Here is a 16,426-nt window from a genome sequence, read left to right on the forward strand (position 1 = left end):
ATAGATTTCAAGTTGCAGCGCGACGGCAAGTGAGCGAACCCCCAAGAACATAGCTCACTATGTGACTGGGGTGAGAGAACGCAGCCAACAAAGCCGCAGCTTGAAAGATGAAGGATATAGCGGAAAATTGGAACTGAGAACCTATAATGAGTGACTATAAAGATACCCTGAATTTACCGGAAACAGGGTTCCCCATGCGCGGGGATTTAGCCAAGCGCGAACCAGATATGTTAAATCGTTGGTACAAAGAAGGATTGTATCAGGCAATTAGAAAGGCAAAATCTGGCAAGAAAACGTTTATTTTGCATGATGGCCCTCCCTATGCAAATGGCGATATTCACATTGGTCACTCAGTTAATAAAATTCTCAAAGATATTGTTATTAAGTCCAAAGGATTATCAGGCTACGATTCGCCTTACATTCCTGGTTGGGACTGCCACGGTTTGCCCATTGAGCTCAAGGTTGAGCAAATTATCGGCAAGCCCGGGGAAAAATTTTCCGCCGCTGAATTCCGTGCTGAGTGCCGTAAATATGCGATGACCCAAGTCGAGACACAGAGAGCGGGTTTCAAGCGCCTGGGTGTACTGGGCGACTGGGATAAACCTTACTTGACGATGGACTTCAAAACTGAAGCAGACATCATCCGGGCACTGGGACGCATTATCAAAAATGGGCATCTGCTGAAAGGTGTGAAACCCGTTCACTGGTGTACGGATTGCGGCTCCTCCCTAGCCGAAGCGGAAGTGGAATATTACGATAAAACCTCCCCTTCCATTGACGTGCGTTTTACTGCCGTTGATGCAGATGCCGTGTACGCAAAATTTGCTGTGCAACCACAAGGGCTACCGGTTTCCCTCGTCATCTGGACAACCACTCCGTGGACATTACCGGCTAACCGTGCCATTGCATTGAATGCAGAAATCACCTACCAATTGGTCAAAGCTGACAATCAGTGCCTGATTCTGGCGGCTGAATTGGTCGAGCAGGTCATGCAGCGTGCGGGCATAACTTCATGGGAAGTCATGAACGATTGCACCGGCGCAGATCTGGAATTGATGCGCTTCAACCATCCATTCATGGGCTTCGACGTTCCTGCCATTCTGGGTGATCACGTCACACTTGAAGCCGGTACAGGTGCGGTGCATACTGCAGGCGGCCACGGGCCTGATGACTACGCCATCAGCCTGAAATACGGCCTTGAAATTGCCAATCCTGTTGGCCCGAATGGGTGTTATATCTCGGGGACTTATCCTGCCCTTGACGGTCAGTTTGTCTTCAAGGCGAACGATATCATCGTTGAAATGCTGAAAGACAAAGGCGCGCTGCTCAGTCTGGCCAAAATTCAGCACAGCTACCCTTGCTGCTGGCGTCACAAAAAACCGATTATCTTCCGTGCAACCCCACAGTGGTTTATCAGCATGGATCAGAACGGCCTGCGTACCCAGTCAATGAAAGAAATCAAAGACGTTCAGTGGATCCCGGGCTGGGGACAGGCGCGTATCGAATCCATGGTAGAAAACCGCCCGGATTGGTGTATTTCCCGCCAGCGTACATGGGGCGTTCCAATGTCTCTGTTTGTCCACAAAGAGACACAAGAACCTCATCCCCGTACCGTTGAATTGATCGAAGACGTCGCCAGGCGCGTCGAAGTCGATGGCATTCAGGCATGGTGGGATCTGGATGCAACAGAGCTGTTAGGCAGTGAAGCGGCGGATTACGTCAAGGCACCCGATACGCTGGATGTCTGGTTTGACTCCGGAAGTACCCACTCTTCCGTTGTTGACGCCCGTCCCGAATTCAACGGCCATTCAGCGGATATCTATCTGGAAGGTTCTGACCAGCATCGTGGCTGGTTTATGTCTTCACTGATGCTGTCTACTGCCATCAAAGGCAAGGCGCCTTACCGTCAGGTTCTGACTCATGGTTTCACTGTCGATGAGCAAGGGCGCAAAATGTCCAAATCCATCGGCAACACCGTCAGCCCACAAGATGTGATGAACAAACTGGGGGCAGATATCCTGCGTTTATGGGTAGCGGCCACCGACTATACGGGTGAAATCGCTGTTTCTGACGAGATCCTGAAACGTTCTGCTGATGCTTACCGCCGTATCCGCAACACGGCTCGCTTCCTGCTGGCAAACCTGAACGGATTCAACCCTGAACTGCATAGGGTGAAACCAGAAGATATGGTTGTGCTGGATCGCTGGGCGGTCGGCCGTGCTCAAGCGGCACAAGCTGATATCGTCAAATACTATGACGAATATGATTTCCACTCCGTCGTTCAGCGTTTGATGCAGTTCTGCTCCGTGGAAATGGGCTCATTCTATCTGGATATCATTAAAGATCGCCAATACACCGCGAAAAGTGACAGCCTTGCCCGTCGCAGTTGTCAAACGGCATTGTTCCATATTGCAGAAGCACTGGTTCGCTGGATGACCCCCATCCTGTCGTTCACTGCTGATGAAATCTGGAATGAGCTGCCGGGCAAACGTGCTCAATATGTCTTTACCGAAGAGTGGTATGACGGGCTGTTTGGTCTGGCAGAGGGTGAAAACATGAATGACACTTTCTGGGCTGACCTGCTGGCAGTGCGTGGTGAAGTCAATAAAGTGCTGGAACAGGCTCGTGCAGATAAACATATCCGCAGTTCACTGGAAGCGGCTGTCACGCTCTATGCAGATGAAGCACTGGCAGAAAAACTCAACCAACTGTCTGACGAATTGCGTTTTGTCCTGCTGACCTCTCAGGCTAACGTTGAGGCATACGCAGCCGCAGGTGACCATGCGCAGCAAAGCGAACTTGCGGGTCTGAAAATAGCCTTCCGTAAAGCGGATGGAGAAAAATGCCCACGTTGCTGGCACTATACTAAAGATGTGGGATTGGTGGCGGAACATGCAAAACTTTGCGGCCGCTGTGTGACTAACGTTGCCGGTAACGGTGAAGAGCGTAAATTTGCCTGATGAATAAACCCATTTGTTCCACGGGCCTTCGCTGGCTTTGGCTGGTTGTCGTGGTATTGATACTGGATTTGGGAAGCAAGTACTTAGTGTTGCAACACTTCACGCTGTACGAATCCATTCCATTGATACCTTATTTCAATCTGACTTATGCCCAGAATCTGGGGGCTGCGTTCAGCTTTCTGGCTGACAAGGACGGCTGGCAGCGTTGGTTTTTTGCATTGATAGCAACGGTCATCACCGTTGCCCTACTGGTGATGATGTATCGCTCCAGTGCCAGGCAAAAACTGAGCAATATTGCTTACGCCTTGGTGATTGGTGGGGCATTGGGGAATTTGTTCGATCGGTTGGTGCATGGCTTTGTTGTCGATTTCATCGACTTTTACGTCGGAGAATGGCACTGGCCGACCTTTAACATCGCGGATTCTGCGATCTGCATCGGTGCAGCCCTCATTATCATTGAGAGCTTTATCAGTCCAAGCGACAAAAAAGCCGCACCCAAAACGTAGTCAGTGAAACATAGTCAGTGAAACATAGTCAGTAAAACATGGTCATTGAAAAACGATCATTGAAAAAACAGTCATTGAAAAAATGATAATAAACCCGCCCCAGTGAACAAAACTGGGGCGGATAGTTTCATCTATACCCAATAGCGGTATACTTGCAATCACTTTTAAGTAAAAGGCTTGAGCAACATGTCAATGCAGGTGCAAACGCACAGCGCAGTTTTATTACACTTCACTCTAAAGCTGGATGATGGCTCAACGGCAGACTCGACTTATAGTCAGGGTAAGCCCGCATTATTCCGCCTCGGTGACGGCAGCCTTTCTGCCCCATTGGAACAGCAACTTCTTGGTTTAACCGTGGGTGATAAACACCAATTCACACTGGCCGGAGAAATTGTTTTTGGCAAACACAATCCTGACCTAGTGCAATACTTCACCCCGCGTGATTTCTCCGACGCGGGTATCCCGGAAGTCGGGACTATCATGTTATTTACGGCTATGAACGGCAGTGAAATGCCGGGGTTTGTCAAAGAAGTCGCTGAAGGTTCTATCACTGTTGATTTTAATCATCCACTGGCTGAACAAAACATCACTTTTGAGATTGAAGTGTTGGAAATTGACCCTCAGTTGGAGGAAACCCATGCAAATATTGCTGGCTAACCCTCGTGGTTTCTGTGCTGGTGTTGATCGTGCCATCAGCATCGTAGAACGCGCACTGGAATTGTACGGTGCTCCCATCTATGTGCGCCATGAAGTCGTCCATAACCGTTATGTGGTTGACAACCTCAGAAAGCGTGGTGCGATTTTCATTGAAGAAATTTCAGAGGTGCCTGATGGTGCCATTCTGATCTTCTCTGCGCACGGTGTTTCCCAAGCCATTCGTGCAGAAGCCCGCTCCCGTGATTTAACCATGCTGTTTGATGCTACCTGCCCGTTGGTGACCAAAGTCCATATGGAAGTGGCCAGGGCGAGTCGCAAGGGCAAAGAAGCCATTTTGATTGGTCATGCCGGCCATCCCGAAGTGGAAGGCACAATGGGGCAATACAATAACCCTAAGGGTGGCATGTATCTGGTGGAGTCCCCGGAAGATGTGTGGAAACTGCAAGTCAAGGATGAAAATAATCTCTGCTTTATGACACAAACGACACTTTCGGTTGATGACACATCAGCCGTTATTGATGCCCTGAATGCCAGGTTCCCCAATATTATCGGCCCACGCAAAGATGATATCTGCTACGCCACGACCAACCGTCAGGAAGCGGTCCGTGATTTGGCTTCAGGGGCGGATATCGTTTTAGTCGTAGGCTCTAAAAACTCATCAAACTCAAATCGCCTGGCTGAACTGGCACAACGGGTGGGAAAACCCGCTTATTTGATTGATTCCGCAGAAGATATCAAAGAAGAATGGATGACTGGCGTAAGTGCGGTGGGTGTCACGGCGGGTGCATCTGCACCGGATATTTTGGTGCAACAGGTCATTGAACGCCTGAAAACGTTCGGCGCAGAAACCGTTAACGAACTGCATGGCCGAGAAGAAAATATTGTTTTCGAAGTGCCTAAAGAATTACGGGTTGAAGTTAAAGAGGTGAATTAACTTTCGCTTTGTTTAATTCAGAATCGTATAAATTTGAACCCGGCCTTTTTGTTGGAAAATGTCATCAACTCATCCCGATACGATCTCCAACAAAAAGCCGGTAAGTTATATTGCCTTGAGTGTTCTGCCTGAGATTTAACATGATTGATATTTATAACGGTTACTTACCTTATCATAATGCCATTTATCCTCTGTTTGAGCGGGATCTAATTCCAAATACGGGGGTACTTTAATAAATCCCATTTTTATATATGCCGGTATGGCATCCTGGAGTGGACGAAGTTTTATTTTCCCTTGCATGCCTAATTGCTGTGATTTATTAACTGCCTGTTCAATCAATAAAACGCCACAATTTCTGATGCCACAATGAGTGGCCAAGTAATCGACTTCAGCAAATCCATTTTCGGTTGTAAGCTGTAAAATGCCTACAGGGACACCTTGGTAATAAGCGGCAAAAAAAAATAATTTCTTTTTTGATTCAGAAAGTTCACGTTGCGCATTCCATGACACTAAATCAAAAACGCTTAGTGCTTCATCATACCTGCTATTCCATTTTTGTTGTTTATCATCAAGAAAATGAGAAGGGTTTTCATATTTCCACCCAGAGTCCATAGTATTATTCATCATCCTGTTAGTGGCACTACATGCTTCCTTTGCATCAATTTCTCTGACAGTCATAGATACTCTGGCATTAGCCACGGCTAGCGCTATATTCGGGGCAGATTTAGCGCGGGTTAACGGGACAGTTTCCACAGGCCGATGAATATTAAAAGATTTTGTTCTGAACATCATACTACCCTCCCTATGAGGATTTAACTGAAATGATTGTCGGGATATATGGGCTTAATCACCCCTATATTTATAACACCCATTGATAAAATGCCATTTATCGCTGTTGTTAGGATCTAATATCAATAAATGTGTATCTCCGTGTGAAATAAATCCCAGATTAACATAGGCTTGTCTAGCCCCTTGTAGTGAAGAAAGTATTAGTTTTCCATCACTTCCTAACTCAAATGATTTATTCATGGCATATTCTATTAGTAAAGCTGCACAATTACGAATACCACAATGAGTCGCCAGAAAATCAATTTTAGGTAAGCCATAAGATGTATGGCTTGCAGGGGTAAATTGTAAAATGCCGATAGGTACAGCTTTAAAATAAGCGACAAAAAATATTTTATATTTAACATATGCTTTTATTGTGTTGATTCTCAATATATTTTTAACTATTTCGAGTGTATCATTATACCTGTTATTCCATTTATACTGTTCATTTTCAAGGGGACCATAAATATTATATCCCCATCCATTCCCCTGAATATTGTTAATTATTTTTTGAGATTCAATCAGTGCTTTCTCTGAACCCACTTCCTTGATTATTACCCATTTTCTTGCATCAAACACCGTTGTCCCTATATCCGAAGCGGACTTAGCGTGGGTTAAAGAGTCAGGAACTAAAGATGGATTGATATTAAAAGACTTTGACCTGAACATAATGTCACCTTCTTATATTACATTGGAAATACCACATCATATCCCACTGACAACTTACCTTTCTTTTCCTGCTTTCTTTTCCTGTATAGCCTAAACCCATCATCACGCATAGTCATTTGACAAAGCAAGTCTTCATTAATGAATTGATCACATTTGTCTTGCCGATCTCCAATTGTTGTTTAGCTTTGTTGATAACTCCCCGGCTGATCCCTGTTTTTCTAATGGTATTCCTCTAAGTCTGGCGTAGTCAGCGCTTGCCAGTTAAGCTGTCAAACAATTTGCATTATCACCTCAATTAAAAACCACTTATAGTGAGGATCTTATGGCTGATACTGATATTCGCGTTGCTATTGTAGGGGCTAGTGGCCGCATGGGAGGCAATCTTATCCAGGCTGTCCAGCAGTTGGATGGCGTTACACTGGGGGCTGCATTAGAGCGTCCGGGCTCTTCATTGGTGGGCGCTGACGCCGGAGAATTGGCGGGTCTGGGTAAAAACGGAATTCGCATTAGTGATGATCTGCATCATGTCATTGAACACGTTGATGTCCTGATCGATTTTACCCGTCCCGAAGGAACATTAACCTATCTGGCTATTTGTCAGCAGTTTCGCAAGCCCATGATCATTGGTACGACGGGTTTTGATGATGCCGGTAAACAAGCTATTGCAGAAGCCTCCCGTGAAATCCCCATTGTTTTTGCAGCGAATTTTAGTGTCGGTGTCAATTTGGTACTAAAATTGCTGGAGAAAGCGGCCAGCGTGATGGGGGAATATACGGATATCGAAATTATTGAAGCTCACCATCGCCATAAAGTGGATGCTCCATCAGGAACCGCGCTGGCAATGGGGGAATCCATCGCCAAGACATTAGGTCGTGACCTCAAAACCTGCGCGGTGTATGCCCGTGAAGGCCACACAGGAGAAAGGGACCCGAAAAGCATTGGATTTGCTACCCTGCGGGCAGGGGATATCGTTGGTGAACATACTGCGATTTTTGCAGATATCGGTGAACGAGTAGAGATAAGCCACAAGGCTTCAAGCCGCATGACCTTTGCTAATGGTGCAGTTAAGGCAGCAATGTGGATAACAGATAAAAACAGTGGACTTTATAATATGAAAGACGTCTTAAATCTGGATAATATCTGATTTTTTAAAAAAATTAACTCATTGTAATTGCGTAATTATTTTTATTAATATTCCGCAATTACACAACAAATACCATTATCGATAAAAAAAACCATTTATTATCCATTTTCATAGCAATAACGGGTCTTTTTGTTACCTTTTATTCATCAACATGAAAAAACACACCTTTTTTTTCGGTTTCAAAGTTTTCTCTCACACTAATTGCTATTCATTCCCACTTTTTTATGTTTTTCAGCTCTATTTACTCAATGTCAGGCTAAGAGTTATAAAAAAACCAATGAAAATGCCATTTTTTGTGGACAAGGTACTCTCCCATCATTAGAATGCGCACAATTTGCCAAAATTTTGACAAAAATCATGATTGGCATTGATTTTAAGGATTAAATCTGAATTAATATGCATTGGATGCGACTTATTATTCATTCTGGAGGGCGTTTTGATTAAGTCAGCTATATTGGTTCTGGAAGATGGAACCCAATTTCACGGTCGCGCCATTGGGGCAGAAGGCGTGGCTGTTGGAGAAGTGGTCTTCAATACCTCAATGACCGGATATCAAGAAATACTTACCGACCCTTCCTATTCCCGCCAAATTGTTACTCTTACTTATCCCCATATTGGTAATGTCGGCATCAATGCCGCTGATGAAGAATCCCCCACCATTCAAGCGCAAGGCTTAGTCATTCGTGATTTACCCTTAGTGACCAGCAACTTCCGCAGTGAAGAAAATCTGTCTGATTACCTGAAACGTCACAATATTGTTGCCATCGCGGATATCGATACACGCAAGCTGACCCGCCTATTAAGAGAAAAAGGCGCGCAGAACGGTTGTATCATCGCAGGCAATGAAGCAGATGCCCAAATTGCACAGGAAAAAGCCAAAGCCTTTCCCGGCTTGAAAGGCATGGATCTGGCAAAAGAAGTGACAACCGCACAGTCCTATCAATGGGTACAGGGAAGCTGGACATTGGCCGGGGGTTTGCCGGCCGCACGCCAAGAACACGAATTACCTTATCATATTGTGGCCTACGATTTTGGTGTTAAGCGCAATATCCTACGCATGTTGGTGGATCGCGGCTGTCGCGTTACCGTCGTCCCCGCAAAAACCTCCGCTGATGAAGTGCTGAAAATGGCACCCGATGGCATTTTCCTGTCCAATGGACCCGGCGATCCAGAGCCATGTGATTATGCTATCGACGCAATCAAAACGTTCCTGAATACCGACATTCCTGTATTTGGCATTTGTTTGGGACACCAATTGCTGGCATTGGCCAGTGGCGCCAAGACCGTGAAAATGAAATTTGGTCATCACGGAGGCAACCATCCGGTGAAAGATCTGGATCGTGATGTCGTCATGATCACAGCGCAAAACCACGGCTTTGCTGTTGATGAAAGCTCACTGCCGGCCAATCTGCGCGTGACTCACAAATCACTCTTTGATGGCACACTGCAAGGCATTCACCGCACTGATAAGCCTGCATTCAGTTTTCAGGGGCACCCGGAAGCCAGCCCTGGCCCACATGAAGCGGCCTCCCTGTTCGATCACTTTATCGAATTAATTGAGCAGCATCGCCAGACAAACGTTCAGAACAGCAAATAATCAGGAGAAGAAGAAAATGGCAAAACGTACTGATATCAAAAGTATCCTGATCTTAGGTGCTGGCCCGATTGTTATCGGTCAGGCTTGTGAATTTGACTACTCCGGTGCGCAGGCTTGCAAGGCCCTGCGAGAAGAAGGTTATCGCGTCATTCTGGTGAACTCGAACCCGGCAACCATCATGACCGATCCAGAAATGGCGGATGCGACCTATATCGAACCAATCCACTGGGAAGTTGTACGCAAAATCATTGAGAAAGAACGCCCGGATGCTGTCCTGCCAACCATGGGTGGGCAAACTGCCCTGAACTGCGCATTGGAACTGGAGCGTCAGGGAGTGCTGAAAGAATTCGGGGTCACCATGATTGGTGCTACCGCTGATGCGATTGATAAAGCAGAAGATCGTCAACGTTTTGATAAAGCGATGAAAAAAATCGGTCTGGACACAGCACGTTCCGGCATCGCCCATACCATGGAAGAAGCGCTGGCGGTAACGGAAGAAGTGGGCTTCCCTTGTATTATTCGTCCTTCTTTCACCATGGGGGGAACGGGTGGCGGCATTGCCTACAACCGCGAAGAATTTGAAGAAATTTGTGAGCGCGGTTTAGACCTCTCCCCAACCAATGAATTGCTGATCGATGAATCCCTGATTGGCTGGAAAGAGTATGAAATGGAAGTGGTGCGGGATAAAAATGATAACTGCATCATTGTCTGCTCCATTGAGAACTTCGACCCGATGGGCATTCATACCGGTGACTCTATCACCGTCGCACCGGCACAAACGCTGACCGACAAAGAATACCAAATCATGCGTAACGCATCGATGGCGGTCTTGCGTGAAATCGGGGTAGAAACCGGTGGCTCAAACGTACAGTTTGCGGTGAATCCGAAAAATGGTCGTTTGATCATCATCGAGATGAACCCACGCGTATCCCGTTCATCGGCGCTGGCGTCCAAAGCAACCGGCTTCCCAATCGCGAAAATCGCAGCAAAACTGGCAGTGGGTTATACCCTTGATGAATTGATGAATGACATCACCGGCGGACTCACCCCAGCGTCTTTCGAGCCTTCCATCGACTATGTTGTGACGAAAATCCCTCGCTTTAACTTCGAGAAATTTGCCGGCAGTAACGATCGCCTGACCACTCAGATGAAGTCTGTGGGCGAAGTGATGGCGATTGGCCGGACCTTCCAGGAATCTTTGCAGAAAGCCCTGCGTGGCCTGGAAGTCGGTGTGACCGGATTCGATCCTAAAGTCAGTCTGGATGACCCACAATCCCTGACCAAAATCCGCAGTGAACTGAAAGATGCGGGTGCTGAACGTATTTGGTATGTCGCCGATGCTTTCCGTGCGGGCATGTCGGTTGACGGTATTTTCAACCTGACCAACATTGACCGCTGGTTCCTGGTACAGATTGAAGAATTGATTCGTCTGGAAGAACAAGTTGCAGAACACGGGGTTAATAGCCTGACGTTCGATTTCCTGCGTCATCTCAAACGCAAAGGTTTTGCGGATGCGCATCTGGCGAAACTGGTAGGCATCTCTGGTAAAGAGATCCGTAAGCTGCGCCATGACTATAACCTGTATCCGGTTTATAAGCGTGTTGATACTTGTGCGGCAGAATTCGCCACCGATACCGCTTATATGTACTCCACATACGAAGACGAATGTGAAGCCAATCCTAACAACCACAAACCCAAAATCATGGTATTAGGTGGTGGCCCAAACCGTATCGGGCAAGGCATTGAATTCGATTACTGCTGCGTACATGCTTCACTGGCCCTGCGCGAAGATGGTTATGAAACCATCATGGTGAACTGCAACCCGGAAACCGTTTCCACCGACTACGACACGTCAGACCGCCTCTATTTTGAACCCGTCACACTGGAAGATGTACTGGAAATTGTCCGTGTTGAACAGCCAAAAGGCGTTATTGTTCAGTATGGCGGCCAGACTCCGTTGAAACTGGCTCGTGAATTGGAAGCGGCGGGTGTGCCGATTATTGGTACTAGTCCTGATGCCATTGACCGAGCAGAAGATCGTGAACGTTTCCAGCAGGCCGTCAATCGCCTTGGCCTGAAACAACCGGCAAACGCGACGGTGACAACCATCGATCAAGCGGTTGAAAAAGGCAATGCACTGGGTTATCCGCTGGTTGTCCGCCCATCTTATGTACTGGGTGGCCGCGCAATGGAAATCGTGTATGACGAGTCTGACCTGCGCCGTTACTTCCAAACGGCGGCAAGTGTCTCCAATGACGCCCCCGTCCTGCTGGATCGCTTCCTCGATGATGCGGTTGAAGTAGACGTCGATGCCATCTGTGATGGTGAGCGCGTTTTGATCGGCGGTATCATGGAACATATTGAACAAGCCGGTGTTCACTCTGGTGACTCAGCCTGTTCTTTGCCCGCTTATACCTTAAGCAAAGAGATTCAGGATGTTATGCGCCAGCAAGTGGAAAAGCTGGCCTTTGAACTGCGTGTCCGTGGTCTGATGAATGTCCAGTTTGCGGTAAAAAACAACGAAGTTTACCTGATTGAAGTGAACCCACGCGCCGCGCGCACCGTGCCGTTCGTTTCCAAAGCGACAGGTCTGCCACTGGCAAAAGTCGCCGCACGCGTGATGGCGGGTCAGTCCCTGCTTGAGCAAGGTGCAACTGAAGAAATCATTCCACCTTATTACTCTGTAAAAGAAGTGGTACTGCCATTCAATAAATTCCCCGGCGTTGACCCTATTCTGGGACCTGAAATGCGTTCGACAGGTGAAGTCATGGGCGTTGGGCGCACCTTTGCCGAAGCCTTCTCAAAAGCCATGCTGGGCAGCAATTCCACCCTGCGCAAAAAAGGCCGGGCATTGTTGTCAGTGCGCGAAGGTGATAAAGAACGTGTGGTCGATTTAGCCGCCAAACTGCTTAAACACGGCTTTGAACTGGATGCGACCCACGGTACAGCGGTTGTCTTGGGTGAAGCAGGGATCAACCCACGTCTGGTCAATAAAGTGCACGAAGGACGTCCACATATTCAGGACCGAATCAAGAACGGTGAATATGACTATATCGTCAATACCACCGCAGGCCGTCAGGCCATCGAAGATTCAAAACTGCTGCGTCGCAGTGCCCTGCAATATAAAGTGCACTATGACACCACCCTGAACGGCGGCTTTGCAACCACGATGGCACTCAGTGCAGACCCGACTGATCAGGTGACTTCTGTACAAGAAATGCATGCGAAGATTGTCAAATAATAAGTCGGCTAAATAAAATACCGCCTTTTTTGACCGTATCCCCCTAAAAAAACGGCTTCCCCAACGTTGGAAATCCAACCCGTAAGGAAGTCGTTTTATTTATGTTTTGTTTATTAATGATGCTTAATATTGCAGTCTGTGAATAATCAGCAACAATCATAGTAGGCATCTTTGATAATCATAGGGAGTCGAATACTGTGTCAAACATTATATTAAAGCGTAAATATTTAACCCACTCGGAAATTGAAGGGCTGCTCAAAGAATTGGAAAAACACCCTCATGCCGATCGCAATATCTGCATGATATTCATGGGCTTCATTCATGGTTTCCGGGTATCTGAATTACTGGGATTGAAACTGTCTGATATCGATTTGGAGGATAAAAAGCTGCGAGTGCAACGATTGAAAAATGGCTTTTCCACGATCCACCCAATGGTAGCGCGAGAGATTCAATTAATACGTAAATGGCTTTCGCTTCGCCAGAATTACAAAAACAGCGGTCAAAGTGACTGGTTATTCTTGTCACGAACAGGGACACGCATGTCACGCCAGCAGTTTTATAAAATCATTCGACAAACCAGTTTAAAGGCCAATTTAGCGGTTTGCGCGAATCCGCACATGTTACGACATTCTTGCGGCTATGCTCTGGCGGATAATGGCGTGGACACCCGCCTGATTCAGGACTATTTAGGCCATCGAAATATTCGTCATACGGTTCGCTACACCGCGAGTAATGCAGGTCGCTTCGAAACGATATGGCAAGACAAAGGGAAACGAAAATTGTCGACAATTAGTACCAAACTGTTAACCAATAAATTCTCCCCTTTTTTCAACCCTATTTATCGTCATCTCTCCTGCAAAAATCAAAATAACACCTTGATTTATATTTAAAAAACCCCCGCCATATTTGAATCCCCTACCTTATTTTTTCCTGACAAAGATATTATCCTTTTACCCTCACGTTAAACAAAATTTTAGATTGTTCGACATCGAAAGCGATATCAGTCAAAAAAATTATTTATATTGGAATAATAAACTAAAACAATAGCCTATTTAAGCCTAATCATCCTGGGTTAACAGTTTGGTACTAAATGTTAACCATTTGGTGGGCTATCGCCTTCTATTTTCCCAAGAGGATTTAATGAAAAAAAAGCCATTCCTGTTTAGGAATGGCTGAGATTTTTGATACCTTAATTTCTTTCTGACTGATATCAGGATAAATCCCGTATTATGATCCCAATATTGTTTCCGCGACGTAGGCATATTGATTATTCATATGAACCTTAGGGGGAGTAAAACAGTCCTCCAAAAACCATTCCGCAGGAGTTTCCAGAACAATGGCAATAGCGACCAAATGCTCCAGACTGATTTTATTGGTTCCTCGTTCATAACGTGACAATTGCTGATGACTCACGCCAATTTTGTCTGCCAACTCTGCTGCAGTCACTCCAATTTCTCTTCTTTTTATTTGGATTCTTTTTCCTACCAGCATACTGACTTGCATGATATCTCTGCTCTCAATTTAAATAAACGTTAAATAGACGATTGCGGTGCCTTCATATTTACCGGCTTTTGGTGGAGTTACCGTGTGCAGTATTGATTTGAGGGTGAAAGGTGTAACCCCATTGTGCTTTTTAACTGCGACATTGATTCCATGGGTGGCGTCTTTATCATTAATTTGCAATGTCGCATACATTTGTCTATGGGCATCAAAATAAACTTTGGGTTCACCCTCGCGTGATGTCGCGTGCAACTGTATTTTGCTGTCGGGAAGAGCACATTTAAAATAACCATTAACAGTCCGGCTGGCGTTATTCACTTCTGGAGCAATTAACTCTCCATAGGCAATTTCAGAAGGTACGTGGATTTCACAAGTTTGATTCGGTGGTGGCATTTTATTGCAGGTGGAATTCGGGAATATTCGGGCCTTACCATCATATCCTCCGGTTATCTCAGTTGTATAAAACAAACCGATACAATCTGCATCCGCCGACATAATAGTAAAAGTAACCTGTTTGGGGATCCCAAGCTTCTGTTTATAGGCTCGCATAACATCCGCCGTTGTCGGATATTTTCCTGCATTTTCCAAGCATACTTTTGCATAGTCACAAGAGCCTTGCATCCCCGGATTAGGAATAGACGGACCCCGATTAGAACTATTATCTACTTTTACTTTGTACCAAACATCAGGGCCAACATAGCACTTAGCTTTTCTATAGCAAGGATTCGGGAACCCTTCTTCTTCTGTCCATGCCACAATTTGCATGGTCGTGTCAGCCATACCACTGCTACCATGTGCTACCGTATTAACCGGCATCACATAAGCCCCGGCATAGACATGGGTGGTGCTGAATAAGAACAACAAAGCCGCTAGTTTCAACAACGATTTTTTAATATGGCGCATAGCTTATTTTCCAAATAGCCTTTAATTCTGATTCAAGATCGTGGGTTAAAAACCAGTCAGCATGACTAGTCGTAGTTAACTTCAAACGTCGCAATGGCACTGAATTCTCCAGAACCCATTTTATGTTGTCGAAGAGCACTGGGTTCAGCCTGTACATAAGCCTGAAACGTAATCATGTTATTTCGACGATCGGCTAATAACGGGAATTCACTGGTTTTATTGAATGGCATCGGAGTGCCATCGACTTTTTCCATACCGATGGCGATACCACGAGCGCGGCTGCCAGGGCCAAGAGCCAGCAATTCCGGTAATTCCCGGCTCGTCTGGCCTGAAAACTTAATTTTCATGCGCTTTGTTATACGCGGGTCGCAATTCTCTAAATTCAGATAAAATGGCTGGCCGGCCGTGCGATTTTTCGCATAAAGATCACGATCAAGGATCTCTCCCAAATACACTTCCATCGCTTTATCTTCCGCCTTAATCGAGCAAGCAGGGGCAAGTACCGTGAACGTAATCTTGACATCTCGCTGTAGATTGCCATTCGCATACGCAATTTGCTGGCTGCTCATGCCAAAAAGAAACAACGCTGGCAATACACATTGGGATAATTTGCTGCTTAACGGATTCATTATTATTTACCCTAGATTTATCCAGCCAGTGACCGAAAGAAACTCACTGCATTCCGGTGAGTTCTGTGTTGATGAAGCATCATCTGCACAGCCCAATCAATTTCCTTCCGTCACGATTTTTGTCACGGTACAAGTATTGCCACTACAGTTAAATGTTAACTGTGGATGTCCACCATAATCATTGACGTAGGTCAGTACTGGCGTATTCCCTAATGCATTAGCTGTTGCAGTCAGTTTTTCACTGCTTCTGGGTGCCAGCATCACCGGCTGAAAACCCTCGACACTTTTTCCCCCCACCTGATTCGAGACTTCTGAAATCGTGATGTAATAAGGGGTTGGGTTATTCACCACATACTCATTGCCTTCGCGGGTTAGAGTCAGTTTTTCCTGCCATGGATTATCAAGATCAATACGGCGTGCAATGACCGCTTCAGGGCGGTAGAACAATTTAATCCGCGTCTGTAAGGCAAGTTGCAGTACATTAGGCTTTTCACTGCGGGGTGGAATTTCGCGGATGTTGAAATAGAACAAGCTCTCGCGATCTTGTGGCAATTGGGCTATGGCCGGCAATGCCTGAATTTTAACCTGACTCTTTGCCCCGGCTTCAACCCGTTGTACCGGCGGAACAACAACAAGTGGACTGTTGATCTTATTTCCCTTGTCATCTTCAATCCATGACTGGGCCAAATAAGGCAAATCAAGATGCTGATTTTCAATGTTCAGACTGACGGATTTCATATTTCCATTAAAAATCACGCGGGTACGATCCAGCGTTATCGCCGCCATAGCCTGATGGACTGACATCAGACTGGTTATGGCCACCGCAGTTATCATTAGAATTTTTTTCAGTTTCATAGT

At 46.1% G+C, this 16,426-nt stretch carries 14 protein-coding genes; 8 read left to right on the forward strand and 6 right to left on the reverse strand.

The features are described from left to right. Positions 1 to 146 precede the first annotated feature (146 nt). The 4 genes from ileS to ispH all read left to right on the forward strand — a co-directional run bounded on the left by ileS (position 147) and on the right by ispH (position 5,057). Positions 147 to 2,960 (forward strand): isoleucine--tRNA ligase, encoded by a 2,814-nt coding sequence (ileS, locus tag Xbed_RS03380; RefSeq protein WP_086111536.1) that lies wholly within the window; start codon positions 147 to 149, stop codon positions 2,958 to 2,960. Then, positions 2,960 to 3,466, forward strand: a complete 507-nt coding sequence (gene lspA / locus Xbed_RS03385; protein ID WP_086111537.1) for a signal peptidase II — start codon at positions 2,960 to 2,962, stop codon at positions 3,464 to 3,466. The genes ileS and lspA overlap by 1 nt, the downstream gene beginning before the upstream one ends. Before the next feature lie 186 nt (positions 3,467 to 3,652). Continuing rightward, entirely contained in the window at positions 3,653 to 4,123 is a 471-nt protein-coding gene (fkpB, locus tag Xbed_RS03390) for an FKBP-type peptidyl-prolyl cis-trans isomerase (protein ID WP_086111538.1), read from the forward strand. Further along, positions 4,104 to 5,057: a 4-hydroxy-3-methylbut-2-enyl diphosphate reductase gene (gene ispH, locus Xbed_RS03395; protein WP_086111539.1), complete on the forward strand. Its 954-nt coding sequence runs from the start codon at positions 4,104 to 4,106 to the stop codon at positions 5,055 to 5,057. The genes fkpB and ispH overlap by 20 nt, the downstream gene beginning before the upstream one ends. A 135-nt stretch (positions 5,058 to 5,192) precedes the next feature. Here the strand turns inward: ispH and Xbed_RS03400 are convergent, their stop codons facing one another. After that, a complete protein-coding gene (locus Xbed_RS03400; RefSeq protein ID WP_086111540.1) occupies positions 5,193 to 5,849 on the reverse strand; it encodes a GNAT family N-acetyltransferase in 657 nt (218 codons plus the stop codon). A gap of 51 nt (positions 5,850 to 5,900) precedes the next feature. Next, the gene (locus Xbed_RS03405) at positions 5,901 to 6,554 is read right to left on the reverse strand and encodes a hypothetical protein (RefSeq protein WP_086111541.1); all 654 of its coding nucleotides are present in this window, start codon (positions 6,552 to 6,554) and stop codon (positions 5,901 to 5,903) included. A 322-nt stretch (positions 6,555 to 6,876) separates the two neighbouring features. On the opposite strand from Xbed_RS03405, the gene dapB reads away from it, so the two are divergent. The 4 genes from dapB (at position 6,877) to Xbed_RS03425 (ending at position 13,426) form a co-directional block, all read left to right on the forward strand. After that, entirely contained in the window at positions 6,877 to 7,698 is an 822-nt protein-coding gene (dapB, locus tag Xbed_RS03410; protein ID WP_086111542.1) for a 4-hydroxy-tetrahydrodipicolinate reductase, read from the forward strand. A gap of 436 nt (positions 7,699 to 8,134) precedes the next feature. Then, the gene (carA, locus tag Xbed_RS03415) at positions 8,135 to 9,295 is read left to right on the forward strand and encodes a glutamine-hydrolyzing carbamoyl-phosphate synthase small subunit (RefSeq protein ID WP_086111543.1); all 1,161 of its coding nucleotides are present in this window, start codon (positions 8,135 to 8,137) and stop codon (positions 9,293 to 9,295) included. Between the two features lie 16 nt (positions 9,296 to 9,311). Then, positions 9,312 to 12,536: a carbamoyl-phosphate synthase large subunit gene (gene carB / locus Xbed_RS03420; protein WP_086111544.1), complete on the forward strand. Its 3,225-nt coding sequence runs from the start codon at positions 9,312 to 9,314 to the stop codon at positions 12,534 to 12,536. 209 nt (positions 12,537 to 12,745) lie between these two features. Then, positions 12,746 to 13,426, forward strand: a complete 681-nt coding sequence (locus Xbed_RS03425) for a tyrosine-type DNA invertase (protein ID WP_086111569.1) — start codon at positions 12,746 to 12,748, stop codon at positions 13,424 to 13,426. 337 nt (positions 13,427 to 13,763) lie between these two features. On the opposite strand, the gene Xbed_RS03430 is transcribed toward Xbed_RS03425, so the two are convergent. The 4 genes from Xbed_RS03430 to Xbed_RS03445 all read right to left on the reverse strand — a co-directional run bounded on the left by Xbed_RS03430 (position 13,764) and on the right by Xbed_RS03445 (position 16,423). Further along, positions 13,764 to 14,039, reverse strand: a complete 276-nt coding sequence (locus Xbed_RS03430) for a helix-turn-helix domain-containing protein (RefSeq protein WP_086111545.1) — start codon at positions 14,037 to 14,039, stop codon at positions 13,764 to 13,766. Positions 14,040 to 14,057: 18 nt separating this feature from the next. Continuing rightward, positions 14,058 to 14,939 (reverse strand): MrpH family fimbial adhesin, encoded by an 882-nt coding sequence (locus Xbed_RS03435; RefSeq protein ID WP_086111546.1) that lies wholly within the window; start codon positions 14,937 to 14,939, stop codon positions 14,058 to 14,060. Positions 14,940 to 15,004: 65 nt separating this feature from the next. Continuing rightward, positions 15,005 to 15,568 carry a fimbrial protein gene (locus tag Xbed_RS03440; protein WP_086111547.1) on the reverse strand — a complete coding sequence of 188 codons (564 nt, stop codon included), beginning with the start codon at positions 15,566 to 15,568 and terminating at the stop codon, positions 15,005 to 15,007. A gap of 96 nt (positions 15,569 to 15,664) precedes the next feature. Further along, complete coding sequence (locus tag Xbed_RS03445) at positions 15,665 to 16,423, reverse strand: fimbria/pilus periplasmic chaperone (protein ID WP_086111548.1); 759 nt, start codon at positions 16,421 to 16,423, stop codon at positions 15,665 to 15,667. Positions 16,424 to 16,426 lie beyond the last annotated feature (3 nt).

Source organism: Xenorhabdus beddingii, assembly GCF_002127545.1.
In the GTDB taxonomy this organism is placed as follows: Bacteria; Pseudomonadota; Gammaproteobacteria; order Enterobacterales; family Enterobacteriaceae; genus Xenorhabdus; species Xenorhabdus beddingii.

What these genes read in the sequence shown, in the direction of transcription:
- Xbed_RS03445 (WP_086111548.1), bottom strand. Translation starts at nt 16,423, where the DNA reads ATGAAACTGAAAAAAATTCTAATGATAACTGCGGTGGCCATAACCAGT.
- Xbed_RS03440 (WP_086111547.1), bottom strand. Translation starts at nt 15,568, where the DNA reads ATGAATCCGTTAAGCAGCAAATTATCCCAATGTGTATTGCCAGCGTTG.
- dapB (WP_086111542.1), top strand. Translation starts at nt 6,877, where the DNA reads ATGGCTGATACTGATATTCGCGTTGCTATTGTAGGGGCTAGTGGCCGC.
- ispH (WP_086111539.1), top strand. Translation starts at nt 4,104, where the DNA reads ATGCAAATATTGCTGGCTAACCCTCGTGGTTTCTGTGCTGGTGTTGAT.
- Xbed_RS03400 (WP_086111540.1), bottom strand. Translation starts at nt 5,849, where the DNA reads ATGATGTTCAGAACAAAATCTTTTAATATTCATCGGCCTGTGGAAACT.
- fkpB (WP_086111538.1), top strand. Translation starts at nt 3,653, where the DNA reads ATGTCAATGCAGGTGCAAACGCACAGCGCAGTTTTATTACACTTCACT.
- ileS (WP_086111536.1), top strand. Translation starts at nt 147, where the DNA reads ATGAGTGACTATAAAGATACCCTGAATTTACCGGAAACAGGGTTCCCC.
- Xbed_RS03430 (WP_086111545.1), bottom strand. Translation starts at nt 14,039, where the DNA reads ATGCAAGTCAGTATGCTGGTAGGAAAAAGAATCCAAATAAAAAGAAGA.
- Xbed_RS03405 (WP_086111541.1), bottom strand. Translation starts at nt 6,554, where the DNA reads ATGTTCAGGTCAAAGTCTTTTAATATCAATCCATCTTTAGTTCCTGAC.
- carB (WP_086111544.1), top strand. Translation starts at nt 9,312, where the DNA reads ATGGCAAAACGTACTGATATCAAAAGTATCCTGATCTTAGGTGCTGGC.
- Xbed_RS03435 (WP_086111546.1), bottom strand. Translation starts at nt 14,939, where the DNA reads ATGCGCCATATTAAAAAATCGTTGTTGAAACTAGCGGCTTTGTTGTTC.
- lspA (WP_086111537.1), top strand. Translation starts at nt 2,960, where the DNA reads ATGAATAAACCCATTTGTTCCACGGGCCTTCGCTGGCTTTGGCTGGTT.